Consider the following 24,992-nt stretch of genomic DNA (forward strand, 5'->3'; position numbering starts at 1 on the left):
AGGCCTTGTGATTCCTCACCATGCTGCAGAAACTCCGCGACAAGACCTCAGGCTGGATCGTCACCGTGATCCTGGGGCTGCTGATGATTCCGTTCCTGTTCGTGATCGACAACAGCTACCTGGGTGGCGTTGGCGCACAGAACGTGGCCAAGGTTTCCGCACCGCCGACCTGGTGGCGTTCCGCGCCGTCGTGGTGGCCGGTACGCATGCTGTGGCAGCACCATGAGATCAGCGCGCAGGATTTCCGCACCCGTTTCGAGCAGGAGCGCATGCGTGAGCGCCAGCAGCAGGGCGACAACTTCGACCCGCGCGCGTTCGAAAGCACCGAGAACAAGCTGGCGGTCCTGGATCAGCTGATCGACGAGCAGGTCGTGCGCCTGGTCGGCGAGCAGGCGGGTGTGGTGATTGGCGATGGCGCCGTGCGCGAGTACATCACGTCCATGCCGGCGTTCCAGGGGCCGGATGGCAAGTTCAACGAAAACAGCTACCGCCTGGCGCTGGCCGGCGGCAATCCTCCGCGTACTCCGACCCAGTTCCAGGAACTGGTGCGTGAGAGCCTGCAGCAGTCGGTGATTCCGGCCGGACTGCAGAACTCCGGTTTTGTCACCCAGGCCGAGACCGAACGCCTGTTGAAGCTGCTGGGCGAAACCCGTGATGTCGAGCTGGCTGCGCTGCCGCCGGTGCCGGCTGACACGGCCCCGGTGACCGATGCGCAGATCAAGCAGTGGTACGACAGCCATGGCAAGGATTTCCGCCAGGCCGAAACCGTTTCGCTGGAGTATGTCGAGGTCAACGGTGCCAACCTGCCGGCGCCGACGCCGGCCGACGAAGCCACCCTGCGCAAGCGCTACGAGGAAGAAAAGGCCAAGTTCACCTCTCCGGAGCAGCGCCAGGCCGCCCACATCCTGATTACCGGCGACGGTGCTGAGGCCAAGGCGAACAAGCTGGCGGCCGAGGCAAAGGCGGCCGGTGCCGACTTCGCAGCCCTGGCCAAGGCCAACTCCGAGGATCCAGGCTCCAAGGACCAGGGCGGTGACCTGGGCTGGGTGGAGCGTGGCGCGATGGTCAAGCCGTTTGAAGACGCCCTGTTCGCGGCCAAGGCCGGCGACGTGATCGGTCCGGTCAAGACCGAATACGGATACCACATCATCAAGGTGGCCGCGGTACGCGGCGGCGAAGGCAAGTCGTTCGAGGACGTGCGCGATACGCTGGCCGCCGAACAGCTCAAGGCCGACGGTGAGCGCGGTTTCAACGAGCTGGCCGGCCGTCTGGTCGATGCCATCAACAAGAGCCCGAGCGACCTGGCTGCCGCAGCCAAGGAAGTGGGGCTGCCGCTGCAGACCCTGGGACCGATCACCCGCGCTACCGCCAGCGGCATCGCCAGCGACCCGGCCGTGCTGCGCGCCGCGTTCTCGGACGTGCTGGTGCAGGACGGGACCGCCAGCGATCCGATCGCCCTGGGAGGCGCCACCAACCACAGCGTCGTGATCCGCGTCGCGGCCCACACGCCGGAGCAGGCGCTGCCGCTGGAGAAGGCCCGCGAGCAGGTGATCGCCGCGATCCGTGCCGACCGCCAGCGCCAGGCCAGCGACAAGGCGGCCGAAGCGCTGCTGGCCAAGTTGAAGGGCGGTGCCACCCTGCAGTCGCTGGCTGCCAGCGAAAAGCTGCAGCTGAGCCCGATGCCGGGCCTGCCGCGTGGCCAGCCGGTGCCGACCCCGGAAATCAACAGCGCGATCTTCAGCGCGCCGGTACCCACCGCAGGCAAGCCGACCTACGGCAAGGTCGACGTCAACGGCCGTGCGCTGGTGTTCGCGGTGAACAAGGTCAATCCGGGCGACATCAAGGACGTGACCGCCGAGCAGCAGAAGCAGCTGAAGGAACAGTTGAGCCAGATCGACGGCATGGCCGCAGCCAAGGCCTACATCGACGCGATGCGCAAGAAGTTCGTGGTGCAGACCACCGAAGCGAATCTGTAAGCCCACGGCGGGCAGAACGTAAAGGCCCGGCATTGCCGGGCCTTTTTCGTGGGCGGGTGCCCGGTAGCAGGAGGATCGCGCGGTGCTGCTGTGCGCCGGTCAGTCTTCCAGACGAAGCACCGCGCCCGGCTTGAGCACGCTGCTGCCACTCAGGCCATTCAGCGACAGCAGCGCCTTGACCGGCATGCCGTAGCGACGGGCAATGGTCCAGGCCGACTCGCCGTTGCGCACCGTATGCCGACGGCTGCGCGGACGGTCGACAGCGGCGGCGACGGTGCGGGCAACCTGCGGCGCTGGCGAGGCAGCGGGGGCAGAGGCGGGCGAAACCGAGGCCGCCAGCGCCGTCGTGCTGTCCACCACGTCGGCGGTCGCCGCTGCGACAGGGGCCAGCACCCGGGTGGTGCCCGTGGGGCGGCCACCGGCGGCCAGGGCGGGATTCAGGCGGGCGATGCGTGCCGGGTCCAGTGAGCGCTGGGCGGCCCACTGCTGGACGCTGGTGCCGGCCGGAAGGGCATGATCCTTCAGCACCGGCACGGTGCGGTCCAGCGAGGCCATGACGCCCGGCTGTTCTTCCACGTCTTCCAGCACGCACGCCAGGGCGTGAAGCTTCTCGACGTAGGCATAGGTGACCGGCGACAGTCCGGGCAGGGCCGATGGCGTGGCGTTCTGCGCATTCATGCCTGCCTTGCGCAGCGCCTGCAGCACGCGATATTCGCCAGCGTTGTAGGCCATGGTGGCCAGCCGCCAGTCGCCGCCGAACATGCCGTGCAGGGTTTTCAGGTAGCGCACCGCGGCCTGGGTCGAATCCACCGCCGACAGGCGGCCGTCGTAGCCGTTGGCCATCGGCACGCGATGGTTGCGGGCGGTGGTGGCGATGAACTGCCACAACCCGGTCGGTCCGCTGCCATTGCGGGCATTGGGCCGGTAGCCGCTTTCCACGAAGGGAATCAGCGCGAATTCGGTCGGCAGGTTGGCCTTGCGCAGTTCTTCGACCACATAGCCGAACAGGACCAGTGCATCGTCATCCTGGTTGGCCAGGCGCGAAGGGGCGTGCGCGAACTGCTTCTGCCAGCGCGGGCTGGTGGCCTCGGCGTCGCAGGTGGGTTCAGCCAGGCCATCGCGGAAGCTGGAGAAGATCTCCTGGCCATTGCGCACCGATGCAGGTGGCAGCGAAGAGGCGTCCAGGGGCAACGCAGCAGCGGCGGTGAGATTCTGGCCGATGCCAGCGCCCAGCGACTGCGCGCCTGCGGTTCCAGCCAGCCCCAGAGCGATGCCCAGGGCCAGCGGCAGACTTCGGCGCATCATGCGCGGAAGCCGTCTTTCCAATGCCGGAGACCGGCCATGACATCGACATCGTCAACGACGTCGCGCCCCAGGTGCGCCGACACCGCCGCGCGGATCGGCGCGGTGTGCACACGCAGGAACGGATTGCAGTCCAGTTCGTTGGCCAGGGTTACCGGCAGGGTGGAACGGTCATCGCGGCGCATGGCCAAAGCCTCCTCTTGGCGCTGCCGCAGGGCAGCGTTGGCGGGGTCGACATGCCGCGCGAAGACGGCATTTGACACGGTGTACTCATGGGCACAACAAAGCAGCAGTCGTGCAGGCAAGGTACCCAGCGTGCGCATCGATGCCAGCAGCTGGGACGGCGTACCTTCGAACAGGCGTCCACAGCCCAGGCTGAACAACGAATCTCCGCTGAAAAGATGTTCAGCAGTGTGAAACGCGATGTGGCTGCGGGTATGCCCGGGCACGGATAGTACGTGGAACGTCCGGCCCAGTGCCTGAACGCGTTCACCTTCGCCGACGCGTTCGGTGGCGGTGGTGATGCGTTCCTCCACCGGTGCGACCACCCGCGCGCCGGGAAAACGGGCACGCAGGGCCGGCACGCCACCGATGTGGTCGTCGTGATGGTGGGTCAGCAGGATGGTATCCACGCGCAGGCCCTGTTCGGCCAGCGCGAGCACCGGCGCGGCATCACCGGGATCGACGACGATGGCAGCGCCTTCATCATCGATCAGCACCCAGATGTAATTGTCCGCAAATGCGGGCAGGGCAGTCAGTCGCATAGAATTGGACCATGCCCGCGCTGCAGAGCACCCGTCAAGCGAGCCTGGCCCCGTGGTTCGACAGCGAGCCGGCGGCGGCCCTGCGCGTGCTGGAGCGGCAACTGCTGTTGCCACAGCTGTCGGTGCTGCCCGCACAGCCCTGGATGTGGATCGCGCCGAGCGCTGCCTGGCTGGAAGATGCGCAGCCGGGCGGGCGCGGCCTGCGCCTGTACCGCAATGGCGGCCGCTATGCCGGCGATGCGTGCTGCGGTCTGCCGCTGCCGCTGGCCACCGAAAGCGTCAATGCCATCGTGCTGCAGCACGTGACGGCCGCTGATGCCGACCAGCTGCTTGACGAGTGCGAGCGGGTGCTGATGCCCGGCGGCCATCTGTGGTTGAGCAGCCTTAATCCGTTCAGTCCGTTCCGCACCCACTGGCGCCAGCATGGCCTGACGGTGCGTACGCCGCAGCGGATCCGCCAGCTGCTGGGTCGTCACGGGCTGGACTGCGACGACATGCGCTACCTGGGCCCGCTCTGGCAGGGCGCCGGCAGTCGTGGCCGCGGGGGTTGGGCCCCGCTGCGCGCGGCCTGCCTGTTCCATGCCGAAAAACGTACGTTGGCCCTGCCCGGGCCGACACCGCTGCCGGTGCGCTGGCATGGCACCGTTGCTACCTGATTCTGGAGCTGTATTGAAAACCATCGAAATCCATACCGACGGATCCTGCCTCGGCAATCCCGGTCCCGGCGGCTGGGCCGCGTTGCTGCGCTACAAGGACCACGAGCGTGAACTGAGCGGCGGCGAAGCGCATACCACCAACAACCGGATGGAACTGATGGCGGCCATTTCCGGCCTGGAGGCGCTGACCGAGCCCTGCAACATCGTGCTGTTCACCGACTCCCAGTATGTGCGGCAGGGCCTGACCCAATGGATGCCGGGCTGGATCCGCAAGAACTGGAAGACCGCCGGCGGTGATCCGGTGAAGAACCGCGAGCTGTGGGAGCGGCTGCATGCGGCCACGCTGCGGCACCAGATCGACTGGCGCTGGGTGAAGGGGCATTCCGGCGATCCGGACAATGAACGCGTCGATACGCTGGCGCGCAATGCCGCCATCCAGATCCGCGATGCCAGCCCGGTAAACTGAGCCCATGCGTCAGATCATTCTCGATACCGAAACCACCGGCCTGGAGTGGAAGAAGGGCAACCGCATCGTCGAAATCGGCTGCGTGGAGCTGTTCAAGCGTCGCCCCACCGGCAACAACTATCACCAGTACATCAAGCCGGACTGTGAGTTCGAACAGGGCGCGCAGGAGGTCACCGGCCTGACCCTGGACTTCCTGGCCGACAAGCCCGAGTTCGCGCAGATCGCCGATGAGTTCCTGGCGTTCATCGACGGTGCCGAGCTGATCATCCATAACGCGGCATTCGACCTGGGCTTCCTCGACAACGAGCTGTCCCTGCTGGGGCCGCAGTACGGGAAGATCACTGATCGCTGCACCGTGATCGATACCCTGGCGATGGCGCGCGAGCGTTTCCCGGGCCAGCGCAACTCGCTGGACGCGCTGTGCAAGCGGCTGGGCGTGGACAATTCGCACCGTGCACTGCACGGCGGCCTGCTCGATGCGCAGATCCTGGGCGATGTCTACATCGCGCTGACGTCAGGGCAGGAAGAGATCGGCTTCGGTCTGGGCGAGGACGAGGCCGGCGCGGGTGGCGCGGTGCTGCAGGCGTTCGATGCTGCCAAGCTGCTGCCGCGTCCGCGCGTGGTCGCCACCGCATCGGAACGTGAAGCGCACGCCGCGCGACTGGAACGCCTGCGCAAGAAGGCCGGTCACGCGCTGTGGGACGGCCCGAAAGTGGAAGAGCCCGCCAGCGCGTAGACCCTCGGCGCAGGGCGCGCCTGCGGTCCGCTGGCTCAGTGGCAGCGGACCAGGATCACGCTGATGTTGTCGCGGCCGCCGCCATCAAGCGCGGCGGCGACGAGCGTATCCACGCATTCCTGTGCGCTGGCGTCGTCGAAGGCCAGCGTGCGGGCGATGCCACGATCATCGACTTCCTCGGTCAGGCCATCGCTGCACAGCAGCAGCTGCATGCCGGGACGAAGTTCGCCACGGGTGGTGGCCACGTTCAGGTGCGCCGGATCGGTCACACCCAGCGCCTGGGTGACCACATTGCGGTGCGGATGCGCGCGCGCCTGCTCCGCGGTCAGGTTGCCCTGCGTGACCAGTTCCTGCACCACGCTGTGATCCTGGCTGAGCTGGGCCAGCTGGCCGTCGCGCCACAGGTAGGCCCGGCTGTCACCGACCCAGGCCACTTCGTAGCGATTGCCCTGCACGCGCGCGGCGACCACGGTGGTGCCCATCGGCAGCGTATCGTTGCGTCGCCGCGAAGCGCGGATGATCTCTTCGTCGGCCGTGCGGATGGCCTGCTCCAGCGACGCGCCGCGGCGGATCTCGCGGACGATGGCTTCGCGCGCCAGCGCGCTGGCGACCTCGCCGCAGGCGTGCCCGCCCATGCCATCGGCCACCAGCCACACGCCCAGCTCGCTGTCACCGTAATAGGTGTCCTCGTTGAGCTCGCGGCGCAGGCCGGGATGGGTGAGATGTCCGAATTCGATCATGGTGTGCGGGGCGGAGTAGCGCGGGGGAGAGGGCATCATCACGGCGTGACCGGCATCCGGCAAGGCATGGCGGCAGGAAAATTGCGCCGCAGGCCCCAGGAGACTTGTCGGCAGCCTCACTTCCTCGTATGATGCGCGTCCCCGGTTCGCCGGGGACCACCCGGAGAGGTGGCAGAGTGGTTGAATGTACCTGACTCGAAATCAGGCAGGCGTTTATAGCGCCTCGGGGGTTCGAATCCCCCCCTCTCCGCCAGATGAAGAAGAAAGCCGCCCCCCGGGCGGCTTTTTTCGTTGTCCGGCTGGCCGCGCGCGTTGCGGGGCGGCAATGGATCTCCCCTCGGGGTGCTGCGGGTTAACATGTACGCATCACCTGCTGGAGCTCCCCCATGACTGCTGAAATCCTCGTTCCCGTGTCCTTTGGCGAACTGCTCGACAAGATTTCGATCCTGCAGATCAAGTCCGAGCGGATCAGCGACGAGGGCAAGCTGGCCAACGTGCGCAAGGAGCTGTCGGCGCTGGAGCAGACCTGGATGGCGCACCCGGCCGCGGTCAAGGACATCGCCAAGCTGCGCGGTGAACTCAAGGCCGTCAACGAGCAGTTGTGGGACATCGAGGACGACATCCGCCTGAAGGAGAAGGCGCAGGCGTTCGACCAGGGCTTCATCGACCTTGCACGCAGTGTGTATCTGCGCAACGACGAGCGTGCGCGCATCAAGAAGGCGATCAACCTGGCACTGGGCTCTGCCTACGTGGAAGAGAAGTCGTACCAGGATTACGCACAGCGCGGGTGAGATGGATCCGCCGGGCGTGGCCCGGCGCTACCGATGATCCATCGACTCAGGTGAGGTGGTCGGTCACGTAACGTTCGAAGGCGGCGATGCCGTCCTCGACCGTGATCAGTTCCATCACATCATCGAACTCGATCTTGGTGCCCCACTTGAGGTCGGCGGCCTGCTTGCCGAGATACTTGCGTGCGGCGTCGTCATAGCGGTCCACGCAATAGCGGCGATCCGAATACGGGCCGCTGCGGTGCGGGTTGCTGGCCGCGTGCAGGCCAAGCACCTTCGCTCCCATGGCATTGGCGATATGCATCGGTCCCGAATCGGGTGTCATCACCAGATTGGCGCGTGCCAGCAGCGCAGGCAGCTGCTTGAGCGTGTCCTTGCCGACCAGGTCCAGTGCCGGCGTGTGCAGCTGGGCCTGGATCGCGTCGGCCATGCTGCGTTCCAGTTCACTGCGGCCACCGCACAGCACCACCTGCCAGCCGCGCTGCGTGGCATGGTTGGCGACGGCCGCGTAGCGGTCGGCGTACCAGTTGCGGCGGACGTGGCTGGAGCAGGGCGAAATCATCAGTACCGGCCGGCCATCATCCTGCCACTGCGCCGCGGCCCACTCGAAGGCGGACTGCGGCACGGCCAGGTCCCAGCTCACGTCGGTCTGGTGCAGGCCCAGCGGCTCGCAGAAGCTGCCGATCGCATCCAGCACGTGGATGCCGGGGCGGTCCGGAATACGTTCGTTGATGAACAACCCATGCAGGTCCTTCGAGCGGCTGCGGTCGTATCCGATGCGGCGTTCGGCCGGGATGAACGCCGACAGCAGGTTCGCGCGGAAGGCCACCTGCATCTGCAGCAGCGCCTCGAAGCGCCCCGGTGGCAGCTGCTTGCGCAGCTCCTTGACGCCGGCCATGCCGCTCTTCTTGTCGTAGGCATGGAAGGTCACGCCCGGCAGACCCTCGAGCAGCTTCTGCCCGGCCTTGTCGATGATCCAGTGGATCGGCGTGTCCGGGCGTGCGGCCTGCAGCGTACGCACCAGGGGCACCACGTGGGTGACATCGCCGAGTGCGGACAGGCGCAGAAGGCACAAGGATGAGGACGCTGATGCCATGTGTTGTTAGACTCAAAGAAATGGTCGCATTCGACGCCAATGAAGCGCTGACGCCATGCCGCGAGGGTCGCGGCATCGGGGCCATTCTGTTCGACCGCGAGCGCCTGCGGCAAGCCGACATCGGCCTGTTCGCTCCCCAGCACTGGGGCAGCCGGGCCCGGCCGGTGGGCGAGGGGGGGCGTGGCAGCGCCTGGTTCGTCGACGCGCCGTTCGGCCCCAGCGTGCTGCGCCACTATCTGCGCGGTGGCCTGGTGGCCAGGATCAGCCACGACCAGTACCTGTGGCGGGGCGCCGACCGGACCCGCAGTTTTGCCGAGTTCCGGCTGATGCGGGCCCTGCGCGCGCTGAAGCTGCCGGTTCCCCGGCCGGTGGCGGCTTTCTACATGCGGCAGGGCATGCGCTACCGGGCGGCGATCCTGATGGAACGGATCGAAGGGGTGCGTTCGCTGGCCGACCGCGCGCTGGTTGCCGGACGTGGCGCGCCGTGGGAGGAGACCGGTCGGCTGATCGCCCGCTTCCACCGTGCCGGCCTGGACCATGCCGACCTCAACGCGCACAACATCCTGTTCGACAGCAACGGCCATGGCTGGCTGATCGACTTCGATCGTGGCGTCATCCGCATTCCAGCCACCGCCTGGCGGGAGCGCAACCTCAAGCGCCTGCTGCGCTCGTTGATCAAGCTGCGCGGCGAGCGCAGCGTAGAGGACGTGCAGAAGGACTACGCGCGGCTGCGCCGCGCCTATGACATGGCCTGGAACCGGGGCACCTGATGGACTGGTCGTTGCGTTTCCTCGGCGTCGGCAATGCGTCGGCGGTCGAGTTGGGATCACCGATGTCGGTGATCGAGCGCGAAGGGCGGCCGTGGTTGACGATCGACTGTGGCGGGGAAGGCCTGACCGCCTTCAAGGCGCACTACGGCCACATGCCGCAGGCGCTGTTCATCACGCATGTCCACCTGGACCATGTGGCCGGTTTCGAGCGGCTGTTCGTGGATACCTACTTCAACGCGCAGCGGCGTGGGAAGGTGCGCCTGTATGTGCCGGCCACCGTGGTGCCGCTGCTGCACAGGCGCATCGGCGATTACCCCAATGTGCTGGCCGAGGGCGGTGCCAACTTCTGGGATGCGTTCCAGCTGGTCGTGGTCGGCGACGCGTTCTGGCATGAAGGCGTGCGCCTGGAAGTATTCCCGGCACGCCACCACTGGCCGGAGACCGCCTATGGGCTGCGCCTGCAGGGCGCGCTGACCTGGAGCGGTGATACCCGGCCGATCCCGGAGATGCTGGCACGGTACGCCAGTGACAACGAGCTGATCGCCCACGACTGCGGCCTGCACGGCAATCCATCGCATACCGGGGTCGATGATCTGGAGCGCGAGTACAGCGCTGAGCTGCAGGCGCGGATGATGCTGTACCACTACGCCAGCGTGGCCGATGGTGCTGCGCTGGCCGCGCGCGGACACCGCGTGGCACAGCCAGGCCAGTGCGTGCCGTTGGCAACCCCGACCGCGCCGCACGTGCTGGCGCAGGATCCGCCGTGAATACCTCTGGCCAGCCTGCCGACGCGGCGCTGGCGGCCGAGCTGGAACATCTGGAACGCGCGCTGCACACCCCGCAGGTCCGTGGTGATCGCGCGCGGCTGTCGGAACTGCTGGATGAGGATTTCAGCGAGATCGGCAGCTCCGGCCAGTGCTACGGCCGTGCGGCTGCGCTGGCGGAGATTCCGCTGGAGCGGGCGCAGGTGCAGATCGAATCGGAGCAGTACGCCGTCTCGTTGCTGACACCAGACCTGGCCCAGGTGCGTTATCGCAGCCGCTACCACCTGGATGGCCAGCCGCAGCGCTGGGTGCTGCGCAGTTCGTTGTGGCGCAGGCATGGGCAGGGATGGCGGGTGGTATTCCATCAAGGGACGCCCGAAGCACGGTAGCGCCGGGCCACGCCCGGCGAGGGGGCCAACCAGGGTTGACCTCTTACCAGAGCGCGGCACTGCCAGAAAGGCGATGGCCCCGCCGGCTGACCTCGGCGCCCGCGTCGATCGATACCGTTGCTGCCTTCCGGCCCTGGCGGGGTTTTCGACCTAGCGTCGCGAGGGGCCGACGGGGCCACCATAGAGACGTTGGCCGCCCGGAGGCGGCCTGTTCACGGATCAGGGGAAGCAGCGCAGGGTGCGCCGGAGACCACAGCCGGACTGCACATCGGCTGGCCGATGGCAGGCGCGCATTCTAGCGCAGGCATGCGTATCGACGCCAGCGCCATGCGCTGAATCTGCTGTAACCCGCGGCGCGTATTCGCGGCCGGGCGGCGCGGGCGTTGCTAGAATCCCGGGCCAGGAGGAACGACCTCCCCCGCATCGGGAATCAATGACCAGGACGGCCTGGCCCTGCCAAGAGGAGGGCCGTCATGGCCTGGATCTATCTGTTGTTCGCTGGCCTGCTGGAAATCGTCTGGGCCGTGTCGATGAAGCAATCGGAAGGCTTCACCAGGCTCACTCCCACCCTGGTCACTCTCGCCGGCATGATCGCCAGTTTCTGGCTGCTGGCCGTGGCCATGCGCAGCCTGCCGCTGGGAACGGCTTACACGATCTGGACAGGCATCGGCGCGGTCGGTGCCTTCGTGGTCGGCATCGTGTTCCTGGGTGAACAGGTCAGCCCGATGCGGATCGGCGCGGCGGTGTTGATCGTGTCGGGGCTGGTGCTGATGAAGCTGTCCAGCAGTTGAGGCTGGGGGCAGTTTCCTGGACAACCGACTGCCCACCAAATAAAAAAGCCGCCCGATGGGCGGCTTTTTCATTCATCTGGCGGAGAGAGGGGGATTGTCGGGTGCATCCCTGCACCCGATCCCTGCGCGCGCTGCGCTTCGGGACCCGCCTTCGGCGGTCCGGATCTGCTCCTGCAGATCCGTCGAACCCCGGCGAGGCGTCTCACCCCGATGCTCTCCACCAGACAAATAAAAAAGCCGCCCGTTGGGCGGCTTTTTCATTCATCTGGCGGAGAGAGGGGGATTCGAACCCCCGAAGCGCGGTTTAGACGCTTACACACTTTCCAGGCGTGCTCCTTCAACCACTCGGACACCTCTCCGGATCCCTGCCATCGGCAAACGCCTCAGCAGGGGCGCAGATTCTAGCGGGCGGCGCGGCAGGACACAAGCACCCATTCAGGGCGCGTCGCAGGCGGAGGGGGATGGACAGGCGTGGCACAATGGAGCATCCGATGGAAGACGGTGGCCTGATGTCCTATCTCGTCCTTGCCCGCAAGTGGCGTCCGAAGCGTTTTGCCGAGCTGGTGGGCCAGGAACACGTGGTCCGTGCGCTCAGCAATGCGCTGGACAGTGGCCGGGTCCACCACGCGTTCCTGTTCACCGGTACCCGCGGTGTGGGCAAGACCACCATCGCGCGCATCTTCGCCAAGTCGCTGAACTGCGAGCAGGGCACCAGCGCCGATCCGTGCGGCCAGTGCCCGGCCTGCCTGGACATCGATGCCGGTCGTTACATCGACCTGCTGGAGATCGACGCCGCGTCCAATACCGGCGTGGATGACGTCCGCGAGGTGATCGAGAACGCGCAGTACATGCCCTCGCGCGGCAAGTACAAGGTCTACCTGATCGACGAAGTGCACATGCTCTCGAAGGCGGCGTTCAACGCGCTGCTGAAGACGCTGGAAGAGCCGCCGGAGCACGTCAAGTTCCTGCTGGCCACCACCGATCCGCAGAAGCTGCCGGTCACCGTGCTCAGCCGCTGCCTGCAGTTCAACCTCAAGCGCCTGGATGAGGACCAGATCCAGGGCCAGATGACCCGCATCCTGGCGGCCGAGGAAATCGAAGCCGACGGCAGTGCCATCGTGCAGCTGGCCAAGGCCGCCGACGGCAGTTTGCGCGACGGTCTGTCGCTGCTGGACCAGGCCATCGCCTACGCCGGTGGTGCGCTGCGCGACGATGTGGTGCGCACCATGCTGGGGACCGTCGATCGCACCCAGGTGGCAGCGATGCTCGATGCCCTCGCCGAAGGTGACGGGTCGCGCCTGTTGCAGGTGGTGGCGGCACTGGCGGAATTCTCGCCCGACTGGAGTGGCGTGCTGGAGGCCTTGGCCGAAGGCCTGCATCGCATCCAGGTGCAGCAGTTGGTACCCGGTGTTGCCGCCGCGGCTGAAGGCCTGGACGCGGCAGCGTTCGCCGGGCGGCTGCGTCCGGAGGTGGTGCAGCTCTGGTATCAGATGGCCCTGAACGGCCGTCGCGACCTGTCGCTGGCGCCGAGCCCGCGCGCGGGCTTTGAAATGGCCGTGCTGCGCATGCTGGCGTTCCGCCCGGCAGCGTCGGTGCCGCCGGTGCCGCGTTCGGTGGATGCCGCCGGCGGTGCCGCCGGGGGGCGATGCCCGGTGGTGGGGCGGGTGCTGGCAGCCAGGAAACGGCCCCGGTGGCCGCCGCTGCCGCGATCCCGGCCCGCGTGCCTGCGCAGACCGCCCCACGCGAACCCGACCCGGAGCCCGAGCCGGCGCCCGAACCCGAACCTGATCCGGCGCCTGAGCCGAAGCCGGTTCCGGTCGAAGAACCGGTGTCGCCGCCGCCGGTCAAGGCCGACGGCATCCCGGTGCCGGTGGCCGTCGATGATCTTCCGCCGTGGGCCACGGACGAGGCCGAGGCCCGCGACCAGGCACTGGCTGCGGATGTCGCCACGCCGGACGCGGCCATGGTCGCGCCCTGGCCTGAGGCGTCGCCCCCGGTCGCTGCATCGGCCGCGCCCGAGCGTCCGTTCCGTTCCGAGGGCATCGTCATCGCTCCACCTGCGCCCGTCGCGTCGGCGGAGACGGGCGCGCGGGCTGACATCGGCGAGCTGGCGACAGCGGAAGACTGGCTGGACCTGGTCGCCAACAGCGGCCTGAGCGGGCCTTCACGGCAGCTTGCGGCCAATGCCGCCTTCATCTCCTGCCGGCAGGGGACCTTGAAACTGGGGCTTTCGCCCGGATTTGAGTACCTGCGCTCGGAACGCGCGCTGGCCGCTCTTGGCGAAATGCTGGAAAAGGCCTTGGGGCACGCGCTGAAGATCGTGGTCGAGACCGTGGAAACCGAACACGTTCCGGCCGAGACCCTGCACCAGCGCGCCGATCGCCAGCGCGGCGAGCGGCAACAGGTGGCAGAGGCTGTTTTCATGGACGATCCGGAAGTGCAGGTGCTGATCCAGCAACACGGCGCCCGGATCGTTTCCGATTCCATCCGTTCTTTTGACGAGTAAGACACTATGCGCGGCAACATCGCCCAACTGATGCAGCAGGCCCAGAAGATGCAGGAGAACCTGCAGAAGGCCCAGGAAGAAATCGCCAGGATCGAAGTGACCGGCAGTGCCGGCGGTGGCATGGTCAGCGTGACGCTGACCGGTGCCAAGGAGTGCCGCAAGGTGCGCATCGACCCGTCGCTGGCCAGTGACCCGGAGATGCTGGAAGACCTGATCGCCGCAGCGTTCAACGATGCCTCCAACAAGATCGATGCCGAATCGAAGTCGAAGATGGGCTCGGCTACCGCCGGCATGCAGCTTCCGCCGGGCATGAAGCTGCCGTTCTGATCATCGGCGCGGCGCCCGCGTTGCCGGGTGCCGCGCACACCCACAAAGCCAGAAGCTGCCGTGTCCGCACCCCTGCTTGAACAATTGATCGACGCGCTGCGGGTGCTGCCTGGCGTGGGCCAGAAGACCGCGCAGCGCATGGCCTACCACCTGCTGGAACGCGAACGCGACGGCGGCCAGCGTCTGGCCGAGGTGTTGGCGCTGGCCGTAGAGCGCATCGGCCACTGCGCGCAGTGCCGCGATTTCAGTGAAACCGAACTGTGCCCGACCTGCGCCAACGGCAGCCGCGAGCGCAGCCAGCTGTGCGTGGTGGAATCGCCCGCCGACCGCCTTGCCATCGAGAATGCCACCGGCTTCCGGGGTGTCTACTTCGTGCTGCAGGGGCGTCTGTCGCCGCTCGACGGCATCGGTCCGCGCAACCTGGGCCTGGAGCAGCTGGAGCAGCGCCTTGGCGAAGGCGAAGTGCAGGAGCTGATCATCGCCACCAGCGCCACCGTCGAGGGAGAGGCCACCGCGCATTATCTGGCGCAGCTGGCGCGGGCCCGCCAGGTCCGGCCGAGCCGGTTGGCGCAGGGGCTGCCGCTGGGGGGCGAACTGGAATACGTGGATCGCGGCACGCTGTCGCACGCGTTCGGCACCCGCAGCGAATTCCGCGATTGACGGCCTGGCCCTTTGAAGGGCGGGGGTTGCCTACAATGCAGGCGACATTTCACCGAGGCCGACCATGAGCAACGAAACCCTTTTCAGCAGGATCATCCGTCGCGAGATTCCGGCCACCATCGTCTATGAAGACGAAGACGTGCTGGGCTTCAAGGACATCGCGCCGCAGGCGCCGGTGCACGTGCTGTTCATTCCGAAGAATGAAATCATTCCGACCCTGGACGACCTGCAGCCTTCGCAGGCGCACCTGATCGGCAAGCTGGCCCTGGCGGCGGCCGACTATGCGCGCCGCGAGGGCTTTGCCGAGCAGGGCTACCGCATCGTGATGAACTGCCGTGAGGATGCGGGGCAGACCGTGTTCCACATCCACATGCATCTGCTGGCCGGCGCGCCGCTGGGCCATTTCGGCGCGCCCGGGAAGTAAGCGCCCGCCGGTGCGATGCCGTGCAAGCAGAAGGCCGCCCGGTGGGCGGCCTTCTGCGTCATGCGTACCGGAGGGGTGTTACCACCAGCCCCAGCGGCCGTAGCCCCAGTACGGGCCATACGGGCCCGGGCCCCAGGGGCCATAGGGGTAGGGCACGACGTCGACCTGGCGCTGCTCCGGCCACAGGTAGATCACATCGGCCGACAGCTTCGGCAGGCGATAGTCGTACTCGCCGATGCGGGTGTTCTGGTAGCCGTCGATCTTGCCGATGAAGGTCACGTCACGGCCGGGCTCAAACACCGCCGGATCGTAGAAGCCGGAGCGGCAGGCGATGAAGCGGCCGTCGCTGGCATCGGACGAGGTGGTGTTCGGGCGGCCGGAGGCGTTGAGCGGGCGCGAGATCATCTGGAAGCAGGTCTCGCCCTGGCCGGGCTTGGTTTCGATGATGCGGCCGCCCCAGCGCACGGGCGTGCCGACCTGCTGGGTGGCGACTGAATCGCGCGGGGAGACCATGCTGAACTGTCCCTGCAGCGGCTTTGGGGCCGTGGCGCAGGCCGACAGGGCCAGCGTGGCCACAGCGGTGAGAAGGAACTTGGTGTTCATGGGGAGGCTCCGGAAGTCGGGCGATGCCTGCGCAGGTCCCGCAATAATGAAGCGAGGTCGGTGCAAGTTCCAGCGTAGCGCGCGTCGGCGAAACGCTGGCTGAGTGCCAGCAGGGCCGGATCGGGCCGGCACGCATGGACGCGACGGGCCCAGAGCAGTGCCGGCTCGTGCGGTTCGCGGGCCAGGCCGAGCCGGGCGTAGCGCCGGCCCAGGCGGTGCCAGGCGCGCAGCAGCGGGTCGCGTTCGCGCTCGCCCCGGGCCAGCAGCCATGCCATCCACAGCACGGCTGCCAACGCGGCCATCACGAAGCCTGACAGCAACTGTCCCGGCGCGATGTCGTCCAGACCCAGGGGCTTGAACAGCTGCTGCTGGCGGCGCGCATCGAAGGACAGCACCAGGTCGTTCCAGCCACGGCGCAGCCAGTCGCCCATCTGCCCCAACTGCAGCCAGCGCTGCTGCAGCGGATTGCCGGCGTCTGCCAGCAGGCGATCGTCGAGGGTGTCCAGGATGCGTTCGGGGGCGACGGCCGCCGTGGGATCGACCCGCACCCAGCCCCGTTGCGGCAGCCAGACCTCGGCCCAGGCGTGGGCATCCATCCGCCGCACAACCCAGTAGTCGCCCACCCGGTTGCGCGTGCCGCCGGCGAAGCCGGTCACCACGCGGGCCGGAATGCCTGCATTGCGCATCAGCACCACGAAGGCCGAACTGAAGTGCTCGCAGAAGCCTGCCTTGTAGCCGAACAGGAATTCATCGATGGGGTCGCGGCCGGCCACGGGCGTGTCCAGCGTGTAGGAGAAATCGGTGGTGATCCACTGCAGTGCGCGACGTACCACGGCCTCATCGTTGCTGCCCGCCTCCTGCCGCCACTGCCGGGCGAGGGTGGCGGTGCGTGGATTGAAGCCGGCCGGCAACTGCAGCGCTGCGCGTCGCAGGTAGGGGGGGAGCGCGCTGTCGAAGTGCTGCGGCGGCGCCGAGTGCAGGCGCCACCGGCTCAGCGCCGACAGCGTGCGGTCGCTGAGCAGGCTCATGTCCGCATCCAGCGTGCTGCCTTCCGGCGCACGGGTGGGCAGATCCAGTGCCACCAGCTGGCGGCGGTCGGTCGGTTCGTAGTCGATCTGGTAGTCCCAGCCGCGCGCACCGGCATCGACGATCGCGGGTGGGCGCTGCGTGCGGGCACGGTCACGGGTCCAGCGTCGGCCATCGAAGTCGGTCAACACCGGTCCTCGCCAGTAGCGCTGGTCCGGCTCGGGTACGGCGCCGAAGAACTGCACCCGCAGCGCAGGTGTGTCGTCGGCCATCAGGTCCAGCCACTGCCCCGGCTCCATGCTGTCGGACAGGCCCGGCGTGCTGACCGCGCGTTCGGGTACGCCCCACAGCGGCGTGGACAGACGCGGAAACAGCCAGAACGACGCCAGCGCCAGTGGCAGGCCCAGCGCCAGCAGCCGGCCGACGCCCTTCAGCTGGCCGCGCAACGGCAAGGCGTCGGCGTGGCCCTCGCCCTGTGCCAGGCGCTGCAGGGCCAGCAGTGCACAAAGGCCGGCCAGCGCCGCCAGCAGCGTGGTCAGCGGGCCCTGGTCCAGCAGGAAGGCGGCGAATGGCGAGAACAGCGCAAAGCCCAGCAGGCTGCGTGCATCGCGCAGGCTGCGCAGCTCGCTGGACTTGATTGCAAGCATCGCGGCGAGCAGTGCGCAGCCGGTATCGCGTCCGGGGCGGACCAGGCCCATCTGCCAGACGATGGCGGCCAGCATGCCCAGCACGAGCAGCAGGCGCACCGGCATCGGCAACACGCGTCGCCACGACAGCGCGGCCGTCAGCAGCGCAGCCAGCGCGATCACCGTGGCCAGCATCGGCGGCAACTGCAGCAGCAACGGCAGCAGCGCAAGCGCAGCGCTGGCCAGGGTCCAGGTGCGGGCGTTGCGGTCGAGCGTGGGCGCGGCGTCAGTCATGCGGCATCAGCGCCAACGCGCGCAGGCAGAGATGGTGATGGCTGGCGCCCTGTCCCGGCCCCAGTGGCGGATGCGAGGGCAGCAGCAGGGTGTAGCGGCGACCTCCGCGTTCGGCCATGTCGATCCAGCGCGCCAGGCGTGCGATGCGCGCTTCGGTCGGCAGTGGCGCCAGCGTGTGCCAGTCCAGCACGACCTCGATGCCGACCGGCTTTTCGTACTCACGGACCAGCAGGCTGTCGCGGCGCGCGGAGTGCTTCCAGGCAATGCTGCGTGGCGCGTCTCCGGCGCGGTAGGGGCGCAGCTGGTGCAGCTCTTCGCCGCTGGCGTGGGCGCGGGTGTGCAATGGATCGTTGCCGCGCTCCGGCAGCGCGGGGGCCAACGCTTCGGCCAGGGGATACACCAGCAATGGCTGTTCCGGCCACACCCACGACCACGCACGGACCAGGCCCAACGGTTGCGTGGTGGACAGGCGGATGCGCGACAGCTCCCGCCAGCCGCGACGTTCGCTGGGGACGTCCAGCTCCACTTCGCCGCGCCCCTGTGCCGGCAGCGAGGTCCAGGCCTGGCTGTCGCCCAGTTGCAGGTGCAGCCCCTGTCGTGGCCGCGGATCACGCAGCGACAGGTCCACGCGCAGCCGCAGCGGCTGGCCGGCAGGCACCGGCTCGGCGGAGATCGCATCGATCTGCACGCCCGACAACTGCAGGTGCGCGGCAATGGCGCTGGCGATTGCCGCCGCCGCCAGCAGCAACGCCAGCAGCAACGCGGGGTTGTTGTTGTAGTTCAGCGCACCCAGCAGCATCGCCGACAGCAGCGTGGCGACGAACAGGCCGAAGCGTGTAGGCAGCACGTAGATGCGGTGGCGGTTCAACCGCTGCGGCAGTGCTTCCGGCGCACGCGGGCGTGCCAGCAGCTGCAGCCGCGCCCAGCGCGAGGCCACGCTCAGTCCACCGTGACGGTCTGCAGGATCGCGCGTGCCAGCGCAGGCCCTGAGCTGGACTCGGCTTCGGCCACCAGTCGATGCCCCGCCACCGCCACGAACAGCGTCTGCACGTCTTCGGGAATGACATGGCTGCGGCCGAGCAGCAGCGCATGCGCCCGGGCTGCACGCAGCAGCGCCAGTCCGGCACGAGGCGACAGCCCTACGCGCACGCCTGCATGCTGGCGGCTGCGTGTCAGCAGGGCCTGCACGTAGTCGACCAGCGCGTCGCTGGCGTGGACCTGGCCTACGGCCTCACGCAATGCCCGCACCTGCACTTCGTCCAGTTTCGGCATCGCACGTGCGATCAGGTCGCGGCGATCGGTGCCGCGCAGCAGCTCGCGCTCGGCCTGCGGGCTGGGATAGCCCATCGCCAGCCGCAGCAGGAAACGGTCCAGCTGCGAGTCGGGCAAGGGGAACGTGCCCGACAGGTCCACCGGATTCTGGGTGGCGATCACGAAGAAGGGGTCCGGCAGCGCATGCGTCTGTCCATCCAGTGTCACCTGCTGTTCGGCCATGGCCTCCAGCAGCGCGCTCTGCGTGCGTGGTGGCGCGCGGTTGATTTCATCGGCCAGCAGCACATGGGTGAACACCGGGCCGGGATGGAACTGGAACTGGCGACTGCCTGCCTCATACACCGATACGCCAAGCACATCGGCCGGCAACAGGTCCGAGGTGAACTGCACGCGCTGGAAGCCCAGGCCCAGACTGCTGGCCAGCGCGTGGGCCAGCGTGGTCTTGCCGAGGCCGGGCAGGTCCTCGATCAGCAGATGTCCACCGGACAGCAGAGCGACGAAGGCGAGCCGCACTTCCGGAACCTTGCCCAGCACCAGCGCGTTGACCTGATCCTGGGCCTCCCGCAGGGACTGGCGCAGTTGATCGGTTAGCATGCTGGGACTGGGGGACGAAGCTGGCATGATCGTCTCTGATCTGGAATCTCCTCGATTATCCATAGAGCAATGCAGGGCGAACAGCGCGCACGGACGATTTTTCTCTGGTTATGGACGCTGGTCACAGCGGCCAAGCTGGTGGTGGCCGCGCGCCTGCCACTGTTCGTCGATGAAGCGTTCTACTGGCAGGAAGGCCAGCACCTGGCGGCGGCCTATTCCGATCTGCCGGGCCTGACCGCGTGGATGGCGCGGCTGGGCGTGGAGATCGGTGGTCATCACGTGCTGGCCCTGCGCCTGCCGTTCCTGGCGATAGGTGCGTTGCTGCCCTGGCTGGTTTCGCGCATCGCCACGCACTGGTTCGGTGCCGTGGCCGGTTGGCAGGCAGGCAGCCTTACTCTGCTGATGCCACTGTCGGCCACGCTGGGGCTGCTGGCGGTGCCGGACGTACCCATGGCGCTGGCGGCCGTGCTGTGCCTGCACGCGGGTGCGCGCCTGCTGCACAACGTGGACGCATCATCGGCGATGAAGCTGGCGTTGGGCCTGCTGATCGGTGCGCTCAGCCACTATCGCTTCATCGGCGTGATCGGCGTCGGCTTCATCGCGTTGCTGGCGTTGCCGCAGGGCCGGCGCATGCTGGCCGATCCGCGGGTCTGGGTCGCGCTGGCCATCGGTGTACTGGCCTGGTTGCCGTTGCTGGCGTGGAATGCGGACAACCACGATGCCGGGCTGAAGTTCCAGGTGGTCGAGCGCCATCCCTGGGCGTTCGAGTGGGGTGGGCTGTGGTTCCTGGTGATCCAGCCGATGCTGGTCACCCCCATCCTGTGCATCGCGATGTGGAAGGTGGCGCTGGCCGGCACGCGCAGCGGTGGTGGTGCGCGCGTGCAGTGGCGCTACTTCGGGCTGGTGGGCGGCGTATCGACGCTGGGCATCTTCCTGCTGGGGTTCTTCACCGATGTCGAGCGCATCAGTTTCCACTGGCCGCTGCCGGGCTACCTGGCGCTGCTGGTCGCGGTACCGGTGGTGCTCAATGGATGGCCGCGCTGGCTGCGCAGGACAGGGTGGTGGCTGGCAGGGCTGGGCATGGTGCTGGCGTTCGGCTACTACCTGATGGCATCCACGCCGGCACTGCGCGAGCAGATGGCCGGCAGCAAGTACTACCCGCGCAATTTCGCCGGCTGGGAGCCGTTGGCCACGGCGGTCCGCGAGGAACTGCAGCAGATGCCGGAAGGCACGCGTGTCCTGGCCGGCAACTTCAAGGTGGGGGCCGAGCTGGGCTTCCAGCTGGGCGATGGCGATATCGAAGTGTTGCCGCACCCGCTCAACGACAAGCATGGCCGCACGGCGCAGCTGGCGCAGTGGAACCTGGTGCATGCCGGTGAGCGCACCGCGCCCATGCTGCTGGTGCTGTCACCCAGCGACCAGCGGTACCGCGAGCTGCTGGACCGCTATCACGCGGTCTGCGAACAGGTGGGGCCGCTGCCGGCACCACGGATTGTCAGCAGTGACCACGGCTTCCAGCGCTTCCTGCTGTTCCGCCTGCCGGCGCAGCGCGCGCCGGGGCCCTGCGTGACGCCGGCGATGGCGTGGCTGGATGCGCCGTCCAATGGCGAGAAGGTGTCCGGCACGCTGGCGATCCGGGGCTGGGCCTTCAAGGATGGCGTCGGCCTGGCGCGCGTGGAGGTGCTGGTCGATGGCCGTTCGATCGGCGATGCACGCTACGGTCGCGAGTTCGACCTGCGCCCGGCCTGGCCGGACAGCACCGATCCGCAGCATCCGGCCGTGGGCTTCGATGCCAGCCTCGATACCTCCGTGCTGGCACCGGGCAAGCACTGGCTGGGCCTGCGCCTGTACGGCCACGACGGCAGCGTGGAAGCATGGCAGGAGCAGCCGTTCGTGGTGGAGAAGCGCTGAAGGCGCTACCCGGGGCTCAGGGCACCCGGAATCCGGCCCTGCGCAGCAGGCCGCACAGAGCGATCAGGGGCAGGCCGACCAGCGCAGTGGGATCGCGGCTGTCGATGGCTTCGAACAGGCTGATGCCCAGTCCTTCGCATTTGAAGCTGCCGGCACAGTCAAGGGGCTGCTCGGCAGCGACATAACGGGCGATTTCCGCGGCATCAAGATGACGGAAGCGCACTTCGGTCAGATCCAGCGCTGCGAAAGATTCTCCGTCCCGTGTGAGATTGAGGGCGGTGTGGAAGCGTACGGTGCGTCCGGCCATGGCCGCCAACTGCGCACAGGCGGCATCGACCGTGCCTGGCTTGCCCAGCGGCCGGCCTTCCAGATCGGCGACCTGGTCCGAGCCGATCACCCAGGCGCCCGGGTGGCGGGCGGCCACATCGGCCGCCTTGGCCGCGGCCAGGCGTACCGCCAGATCCAGCGGGGCTTCACCGCTCAACGGCGTTTCATCCACCTCCGGGCGCGCGCACTCGAACGGCAGGGCCAGCCGCTGCAGCAGTTCGCGGCGGTAACGGGAGGTGGAGGCCAGGACCAGGGTCATGCAACAATACCGGGGCAGGGTGCGGCAGTCTGGCCCGGCCTGACTGCCAGCGGCAAGCCTCATGTGGCGGGCATTTGACAGCCGCCTCCCGGATCCTTAGTATTCAGCGGCTTATGTCCGCGAACGTGCCCGAAACGCTGGATGCCTGGCGGATGGTTGTAGCGCGAAGGCGCTTCGACGGTCAGGTGTCCCTGGCTGAATTGACCCGCCTGCAGGGGTTGGTCGCAGATACCGACGGCGAGTGCGTGTACTCGCTTGAGTTCGGTCGCGACGACGTCTTGCGGGTATCCTATGTGGAACTGACCATCGACACCGCGCTGCCGCTGACCTGTCAGCGCAGCATGCAGCGATTCCTGTTGCCGGTGAAGGTGACCCAGAGGCTTGGCCTGATCCGCGACGAGGACGAGGAATCGTCCCTGCCGGAGGAATACGAGGCGTTGCTGGTGCCGGAAGATGGCCAGCTGCGTCCGCTGGACCTGGTCGAGGACGAACTGGTGCTGGCGGTGCCGGTGGTACCGCTGTCACCCGACGGTGAAGCAGTCGACAAGGACTGGGCACCGAGCGAAGAAGAAACGAAGAAGGCCAACCCGTTCGCGGCGTTGGCGGCGTTGAAGAAACAATAGCAGCCGGTTGTCGTCGGCGGCTGCGGCGAAAGCGAAAAGTGTGCTGGGCGCTGGCGTCCTGTGCGACGAAACGACGAAGCAAAACGAACCGAGTTTGGAGCAATCCCATGGCTGTCCAGAAATCCCGTGTTACCCCGTCCCGTCGCGGCCAGCGTCGTTCGCATGACGCCCTGAGCGCCAAGCAGCTGTCGACCGACCCGACCACCGGTGAAGTGCATCTGCGTCACCACATCACTGCCGACGGTTTCTACCGTGGCAAGAAGGTCATCCAGACCAAGACCTCGGCCGTCGAAGAAGATTGATGTGCCGGGAAGGCCGCTGCCCGACGGGCAGCGGCCTTTGCCTTCTTTCCCCGGGCGTGCCGGTGATCGGCGGCCCGCGCAACAGGAAACATGATGAGCAAGCGGATCTACTCGAGGATCGCGGGCACCGGCAGCTATTTGCCGGAAAAAGTCCTGACCAACGCCGACCTGGAAAAAATGGTCGAAACCTCGGACGAGTGGATCCAGACGCGCACCGGTATTCGTGAGCGGCACATTGCGGCCGAAGGCGAGACCACCAGCGATCTCGGCTACCAGGCTGCGCTGCGTGCGCTTGAAGCGGCGGGCATCGACGCTTCCCAGCTCGACATGATCGTGGTCGGCACGACCACGCCTGATCTGATTTTCCCGTCCACCGCGTGCCTCATCCAGGCCAAGCTCGGTGTGGCCGGTTGCCCCGCCTTCGACGTCAACGCGGCCTGCTCGGGCTTCGTGTTCGCGCTGAGCGTGGCCGACAAGTTCATCCGTTCCGGCGACTGCAGGCACGTGCTGGTGATCGGCGCGGAAACCCTGACCCGCATCGTCGACTGGAACGACCGCACCACCTGCGTGCTGTTCGGTGATGGTGCTGGCGCCGTCGTGCTCAAGGCCGACGAGGAAACCGGCATCCTCAGCACGCATCTGCACTCTGATGGCAGCAAGAAGGAACTGCTGTGGAATCCGGTCGGCGTTTCGGCCGGTTTCAAGGACGGCGCCAATGGCGGCGGCACCATCAACATGAAGGGCAACGACGTGTTCAAGTACGCCGTCAAGGCGCTGGACTCGGTCGTGGACGAGACCCTGGCCGCCAATGGCCTGGACAAGTCGGACCTGGACTGGCTGATCCCGCACCAGGCCAACCTGCGCATCATCGAAGCCACCGCCAAGCGGCTGGAAATGTCGATGGACCAGGTCGTGGTCACCGTCGACCAGCATGGCAACACCTCGTCCGGCTCGGTGCCGCTGGCGCTGGACGCTGCGGTCCGCTCGGGCCGCGTCGAGCGCGGTCAGCTGCTGCTGCTGGAAGCCTTTGGTGGCGGCTTCACGTGGGGTTCGGCCCTGTTGCGCTATTGATAGTGCAAGTTACGACAACGTGAAGTCTGTCGTTGCGGCCCTTCGGGGCCGTAACGCGTTTAAGGAGGTCCTGTCATGGTTGAGCCCATCGTCATCGACGGGCAGCGCGCCTGGCTGAAGCAGTACGGCAAGGGAAGCCGGGCCATGGCCCTGGGTCTGCTCAACTTCGTCGCCCACCGGTTCCAGCTGGACGCGCTGCGTCCGCCACCGCACCGGGGCGGTGACGCCGCACGCGAGGTCGAGGCCCGCCGCCTGGGTGAACTGCAGGCACAAGGGGTGAACGTGCCCGACGTGATCGGCAGCGGCCATGCCGCGCTGGTGATCGGGGACAACGGCAGCTCGTTCAACACCTGCCTGCGCGAGGCCGACGACGCCGGGCGGGACCGGCTGGTGATGGCCGCAATGCGGGCACTTGCCGAAGCACACAGCCGTGGCGCCTATTTCGGCCAGCCGCTGCCGCGCAATCTCACCTGGGATGGCGAGCGGGTCGGTTTCATCGACTTCGAGGAAGATCCGCTGGAAGTGATGGATCTGGCCGAAGCCCAGGCGCGCGACTGGCTGATGTTCGGCTATGGCGTGGCCAAGTACTACGCCGACCGGCCCGACTGCCTGCAGGCGATGATGGCCGAGGCGATCGGCACCGTGCAGGCGCCGGTACGCGAGCACGTGCACGCTGTGAGCGGCCGCCTGCAGCGCCTGGCCCGGGTCTGCATGAAGCTCGGACGCTCGGCGCGCACGCTGGCCCATTCGATCTTCATCGCGCACGGCGCCACCACCATGGGGGTGCTGATGGTGGTCGGGCTGTGCATGGACTTCTTTGCCGATGGCGAGCTGGACATTCTGCAGTTGTTCTGCTGATTGCATCCGCCGGGCATGGCCCGGCGCTACCGGAATCGTTCGCCGGGCATGGATCGGCGTTGCCGGGACCG

General features: G+C 67.5%; 26 protein-coding genes, 2 tRNA genes, 1 other RNA gene and 1 pseudogene. 19 read left to right on the forward strand and 11 right to left on the reverse strand.

Translation table 11 applies throughout. The features are described 5' to 3' along the window. Positions 1–20 precede the first annotated feature (20 nt). Complete coding sequence (locus N8888_RS03975; protein ID WP_263177705.1) at positions 21–1,976, forward strand: peptidyl-prolyl cis-trans isomerase; 1,956 nt, start codon at positions 21–23, stop codon at positions 1,974–1,976. Between the two features lie 99 nt (positions 1,977–2,075). Here the strand turns inward: N8888_RS03975 and N8888_RS03980 are convergent, their stop codons facing one another. Together N8888_RS03980 and gloB are read right to left on the reverse strand one after the other, a co-directional pair. Next, positions 2,076–3,281, reverse strand: a complete 1,206-nt coding sequence (locus tag N8888_RS03980) for a lytic transglycosylase domain-containing protein (RefSeq protein ID WP_065182465.1) — start codon at positions 3,279–3,281, stop codon at positions 2,076–2,078. After that, positions 3,278–4,042 carry a hydroxyacylglutathione hydrolase gene (gene gloB / locus N8888_RS03985; protein ID WP_053519052.1) on the reverse strand — a complete coding sequence of 255 codons (765 nt, stop codon included), beginning with the start codon at positions 4,040–4,042 and terminating at the stop codon, positions 3,278–3,280. The genes N8888_RS03980 and gloB overlap by 4 nt, the downstream gene beginning before the upstream one ends. An 11-nt stretch (positions 4,043–4,053) precedes the next feature. Here gloB and N8888_RS03990 point away from each other — a divergent pair, with 11 nt between their 5' ends. Genes N8888_RS03990 through dnaQ form a run of 3 tightly spaced genes read left to right on the forward strand, consistent with a single transcriptional unit; the run spans position 4,054 to position 5,900 of the window. Beyond that, the gene (locus N8888_RS03990) at positions 4,054–4,698 is read left to right on the forward strand and encodes a methyltransferase domain-containing protein (RefSeq protein ID WP_053519054.1); all 645 of its coding nucleotides are present in this window, start codon (positions 4,054–4,056) and stop codon (positions 4,696–4,698) included. Positions 4,699–4,711: 13 nt separating this feature from the next. Beyond that, a complete protein-coding gene (gene rnhA / locus N8888_RS03995; RefSeq protein ID WP_053519056.1) occupies positions 4,712–5,164 on the forward strand; it encodes a ribonuclease HI in 453 nt (150 codons plus the stop codon). Positions 5,165–5,168: 4 nt separating this feature from the next. Next, positions 5,169–5,900, forward strand: a complete 732-nt coding sequence (gene dnaQ, locus N8888_RS04000; RefSeq protein ID WP_053519058.1) for a DNA polymerase III subunit epsilon — start codon at positions 5,169–5,171, stop codon at positions 5,898–5,900. A gap of 35 nt (positions 5,901–5,935) precedes the next feature. Here dnaQ and N8888_RS04005 read toward each other — a convergent pair whose 3' ends face one another. Continuing rightward, positions 5,936–6,640: a PP2C family protein-serine/threonine phosphatase gene (locus N8888_RS04005; protein ID WP_053519060.1), complete on the reverse strand. Its 705-nt coding sequence runs from the start codon at positions 6,638–6,640 to the stop codon at positions 5,936–5,938. A 162-nt stretch (positions 6,641–6,802) separates the two neighbouring features. Between N8888_RS04005 and N8888_RS04010 the strand changes: the two genes are divergently transcribed. After that, positions 6,803–6,893 (forward strand) — tRNA-Ser (locus tag N8888_RS04010). A 133-nt stretch (positions 6,894–7,026) separates the two neighbouring features. Further along, positions 7,027–7,431: a DUF6165 family protein gene (locus N8888_RS04015; RefSeq protein WP_053519062.1), complete on the forward strand. Its 405-nt coding sequence runs from the start codon at positions 7,027–7,029 to the stop codon at positions 7,429–7,431. 46 nt (positions 7,432–7,477) lie between these two features. On the opposite strand, the gene N8888_RS04020 is transcribed toward N8888_RS04015, so the two are convergent. Then, positions 7,478–8,524, reverse strand: a complete 1,047-nt coding sequence (locus N8888_RS04020; protein WP_111187162.1) for a glycosyltransferase family 9 protein — start codon at positions 8,522–8,524, stop codon at positions 7,478–7,480. Positions 8,525–8,544: 20 nt separating this feature from the next. Between N8888_RS04020 and N8888_RS04025 the strand changes: the two genes are divergently transcribed. The 3 genes from N8888_RS04025 to N8888_RS04035 are packed head-to-tail and all read left to right on the forward strand — an operon-like array spanning position 8,545 to position 10,447. Beyond that, on the forward strand, positions 8,545–9,294 hold the full coding sequence (locus N8888_RS04025; RefSeq protein ID WP_263177706.1) for a 3-deoxy-D-manno-octulosonic acid kinase: 750 nt from the start codon (positions 8,545–8,547) through the stop codon (positions 9,292–9,294). Further along, positions 9,294–10,061, forward strand: coding sequence for an MBL fold metallo-hydrolase (locus tag N8888_RS04030; RefSeq protein ID WP_065175949.1), 768 nt, complete (start codon positions 9,294–9,296; stop codon positions 10,059–10,061). The genes N8888_RS04025 and N8888_RS04030 overlap by 1 nt, the downstream gene beginning before the upstream one ends. Continuing rightward, positions 10,058–10,447 (forward strand): nuclear transport factor 2 family protein, encoded by a 390-nt coding sequence (locus N8888_RS04035; protein WP_263177708.1) that lies wholly within the window; start codon positions 10,058–10,060, stop codon positions 10,445–10,447. The genes N8888_RS04030 and N8888_RS04035 overlap by 4 nt, the downstream gene beginning before the upstream one ends. A 76-nt stretch (positions 10,448–10,523) precedes the next feature. On the opposite strand, the gene ffs is transcribed toward N8888_RS04035, so the two are convergent. Then, positions 10,524–10,620, reverse strand: an RNA gene (ffs, locus tag N8888_RS04040) — signal recognition particle sRNA small type. 300 nt (positions 10,621–10,920) lie between these two features. Here ffs and N8888_RS04045 point away from each other — a divergent pair. Next, positions 10,921–11,238, forward strand: coding sequence for a DMT family transporter (locus N8888_RS04045; RefSeq protein ID WP_053519073.1), 318 nt, complete (start codon positions 10,921–10,923; stop codon positions 11,236–11,238). Positions 11,239–11,504: 266 nt separating this feature from the next. On the opposite strand, the gene N8888_RS04050 is transcribed toward N8888_RS04045, so the two are convergent. Further along, positions 11,505–11,597 (reverse strand) — tRNA-Ser (locus N8888_RS04050). Positions 11,598–11,747: 150 nt separating this feature from the next. On the opposite strand from N8888_RS04050, the pseudogene dnaX reads away from it, so the two are divergent. The 4 genes and pseudogenes from dnaX (at position 11,748) to N8888_RS04070 (ending at position 15,155) form a co-directional block, all read left to right on the forward strand. Then, positions 11,748–13,744: pseudogene (gene dnaX, locus N8888_RS04055) on the forward strand (DNA polymerase III subunit gamma/tau). 6 nt (positions 13,745–13,750) lie between these two features. After that, on the forward strand, positions 13,751–14,071 hold the full coding sequence (locus N8888_RS04060; RefSeq protein ID WP_010483846.1) for a YbaB/EbfC family nucleoid-associated protein: 321 nt from the start codon (positions 13,751–13,753) through the stop codon (positions 14,069–14,071). A 60-nt stretch (positions 14,072–14,131) separates the two neighbouring features. Further along, positions 14,132–14,731: a recombination mediator RecR gene (gene recR / locus N8888_RS04065; RefSeq protein ID WP_263177711.1), complete on the forward strand. Its 600-nt coding sequence runs from the start codon at positions 14,132–14,134 to the stop codon at positions 14,729–14,731. A 64-nt stretch (positions 14,732–14,795) separates the two neighbouring features. After that, positions 14,796–15,155, forward strand: coding sequence for a histidine triad nucleotide-binding protein (locus tag N8888_RS04070; RefSeq protein WP_053519079.1), 360 nt, complete (start codon positions 14,796–14,798; stop codon positions 15,153–15,155). 78 nt (positions 15,156–15,233) lie between these two features. Here the strand turns inward: N8888_RS04070 and N8888_RS04075 are convergent, their stop codons facing one another. From N8888_RS04075 to N8888_RS04090, 4 genes are read right to left on the reverse strand one after another with little or no spacing between them, the layout of a single operon-like run. Next, positions 15,234–15,758 carry a Slp family lipoprotein gene (locus tag N8888_RS04075; protein ID WP_053519081.1) on the reverse strand — a complete coding sequence of 175 codons (525 nt, stop codon included), beginning with the start codon at positions 15,756–15,758 and terminating at the stop codon, positions 15,234–15,236. Beyond that, entirely contained in the window at positions 15,755–17,704 is a 1,950-nt protein-coding gene (locus tag N8888_RS04080; protein WP_263177713.1) for a transglutaminase TgpA family protein, read from the reverse strand. The genes N8888_RS04075 and N8888_RS04080 overlap by 4 nt, the downstream gene beginning before the upstream one ends. Continuing rightward, complete coding sequence (locus N8888_RS04085; RefSeq protein ID WP_053519085.1) at positions 17,697–18,641, reverse strand: DUF58 domain-containing protein; 945 nt, start codon at positions 18,639–18,641, stop codon at positions 17,697–17,699. The genes N8888_RS04080 and N8888_RS04085 overlap by 8 nt, the downstream gene beginning before the upstream one ends. Before the next feature lie 2 nt (positions 18,642–18,643). Next, positions 18,644–19,597, reverse strand: a complete 954-nt coding sequence (locus N8888_RS04090; RefSeq protein ID WP_065175954.1) for an AAA family ATPase — start codon at positions 19,595–19,597, stop codon at positions 18,644–18,646. Between the two features lie 42 nt (positions 19,598–19,639). On the opposite strand from N8888_RS04090, the gene N8888_RS04095 reads away from it, so the two are divergent. Then, positions 19,640–21,481: a glycosyltransferase family 39 protein gene (locus N8888_RS04095; protein ID WP_263177715.1), complete on the forward strand. Its 1,842-nt coding sequence runs from the start codon at positions 19,640–19,642 to the stop codon at positions 21,479–21,481. A 16-nt stretch (positions 21,482–21,497) separates the two neighbouring features. Here N8888_RS04095 and N8888_RS04100 read toward each other — a convergent pair whose 3' ends face one another. Beyond that, complete coding sequence (locus tag N8888_RS04100; protein ID WP_253118875.1) at positions 21,498–22,067, reverse strand: Maf family protein; 570 nt, start codon at positions 22,065–22,067, stop codon at positions 21,498–21,500. 113 nt (positions 22,068–22,180) lie between these two features. Between N8888_RS04100 and N8888_RS04105 the strand changes: the two genes are divergently transcribed. From N8888_RS04105 to N8888_RS04120, 4 genes are all read left to right on the forward strand, one after another. Further along, positions 22,181–22,690, forward strand: a complete 510-nt coding sequence (locus N8888_RS04105; RefSeq protein ID WP_049404889.1) for a YceD family protein — start codon at positions 22,181–22,183, stop codon at positions 22,688–22,690. Positions 22,691–22,797: 107 nt separating this feature from the next. Beyond that, positions 22,798–22,992 carry a 50S ribosomal protein L32 gene (rpmF, locus tag N8888_RS04110; RefSeq protein ID WP_005408308.1) on the forward strand — a complete coding sequence of 65 codons (195 nt, stop codon included), beginning with the start codon at positions 22,798–22,800 and terminating at the stop codon, positions 22,990–22,992. A 93-nt stretch (positions 22,993–23,085) separates the two neighbouring features. Further along, the gene (locus N8888_RS04115) at positions 23,086–24,063 is read left to right on the forward strand and encodes a beta-ketoacyl-ACP synthase III (protein ID WP_053519093.1); all 978 of its coding nucleotides are present in this window, start codon (positions 23,086–23,088) and stop codon (positions 24,061–24,063) included. 75 nt (positions 24,064–24,138) lie between these two features. Then, complete coding sequence (locus N8888_RS04120) at positions 24,139–24,921, forward strand: BUD32 family EKC/KEOPS complex subunit (protein ID WP_053519095.1); 783 nt, start codon at positions 24,139–24,141, stop codon at positions 24,919–24,921. Positions 24,922–24,992 lie beyond the last annotated feature (71 nt).

Origin of the sequence: Stenotrophomonas maltophilia, assembly GCF_025642255.1 — a bacterium.
Taxonomy (GTDB): domain Bacteria; phylum Pseudomonadota; class Gammaproteobacteria; order Xanthomonadales; family Xanthomonadaceae; genus Stenotrophomonas; species Stenotrophomonas maltophilia_P.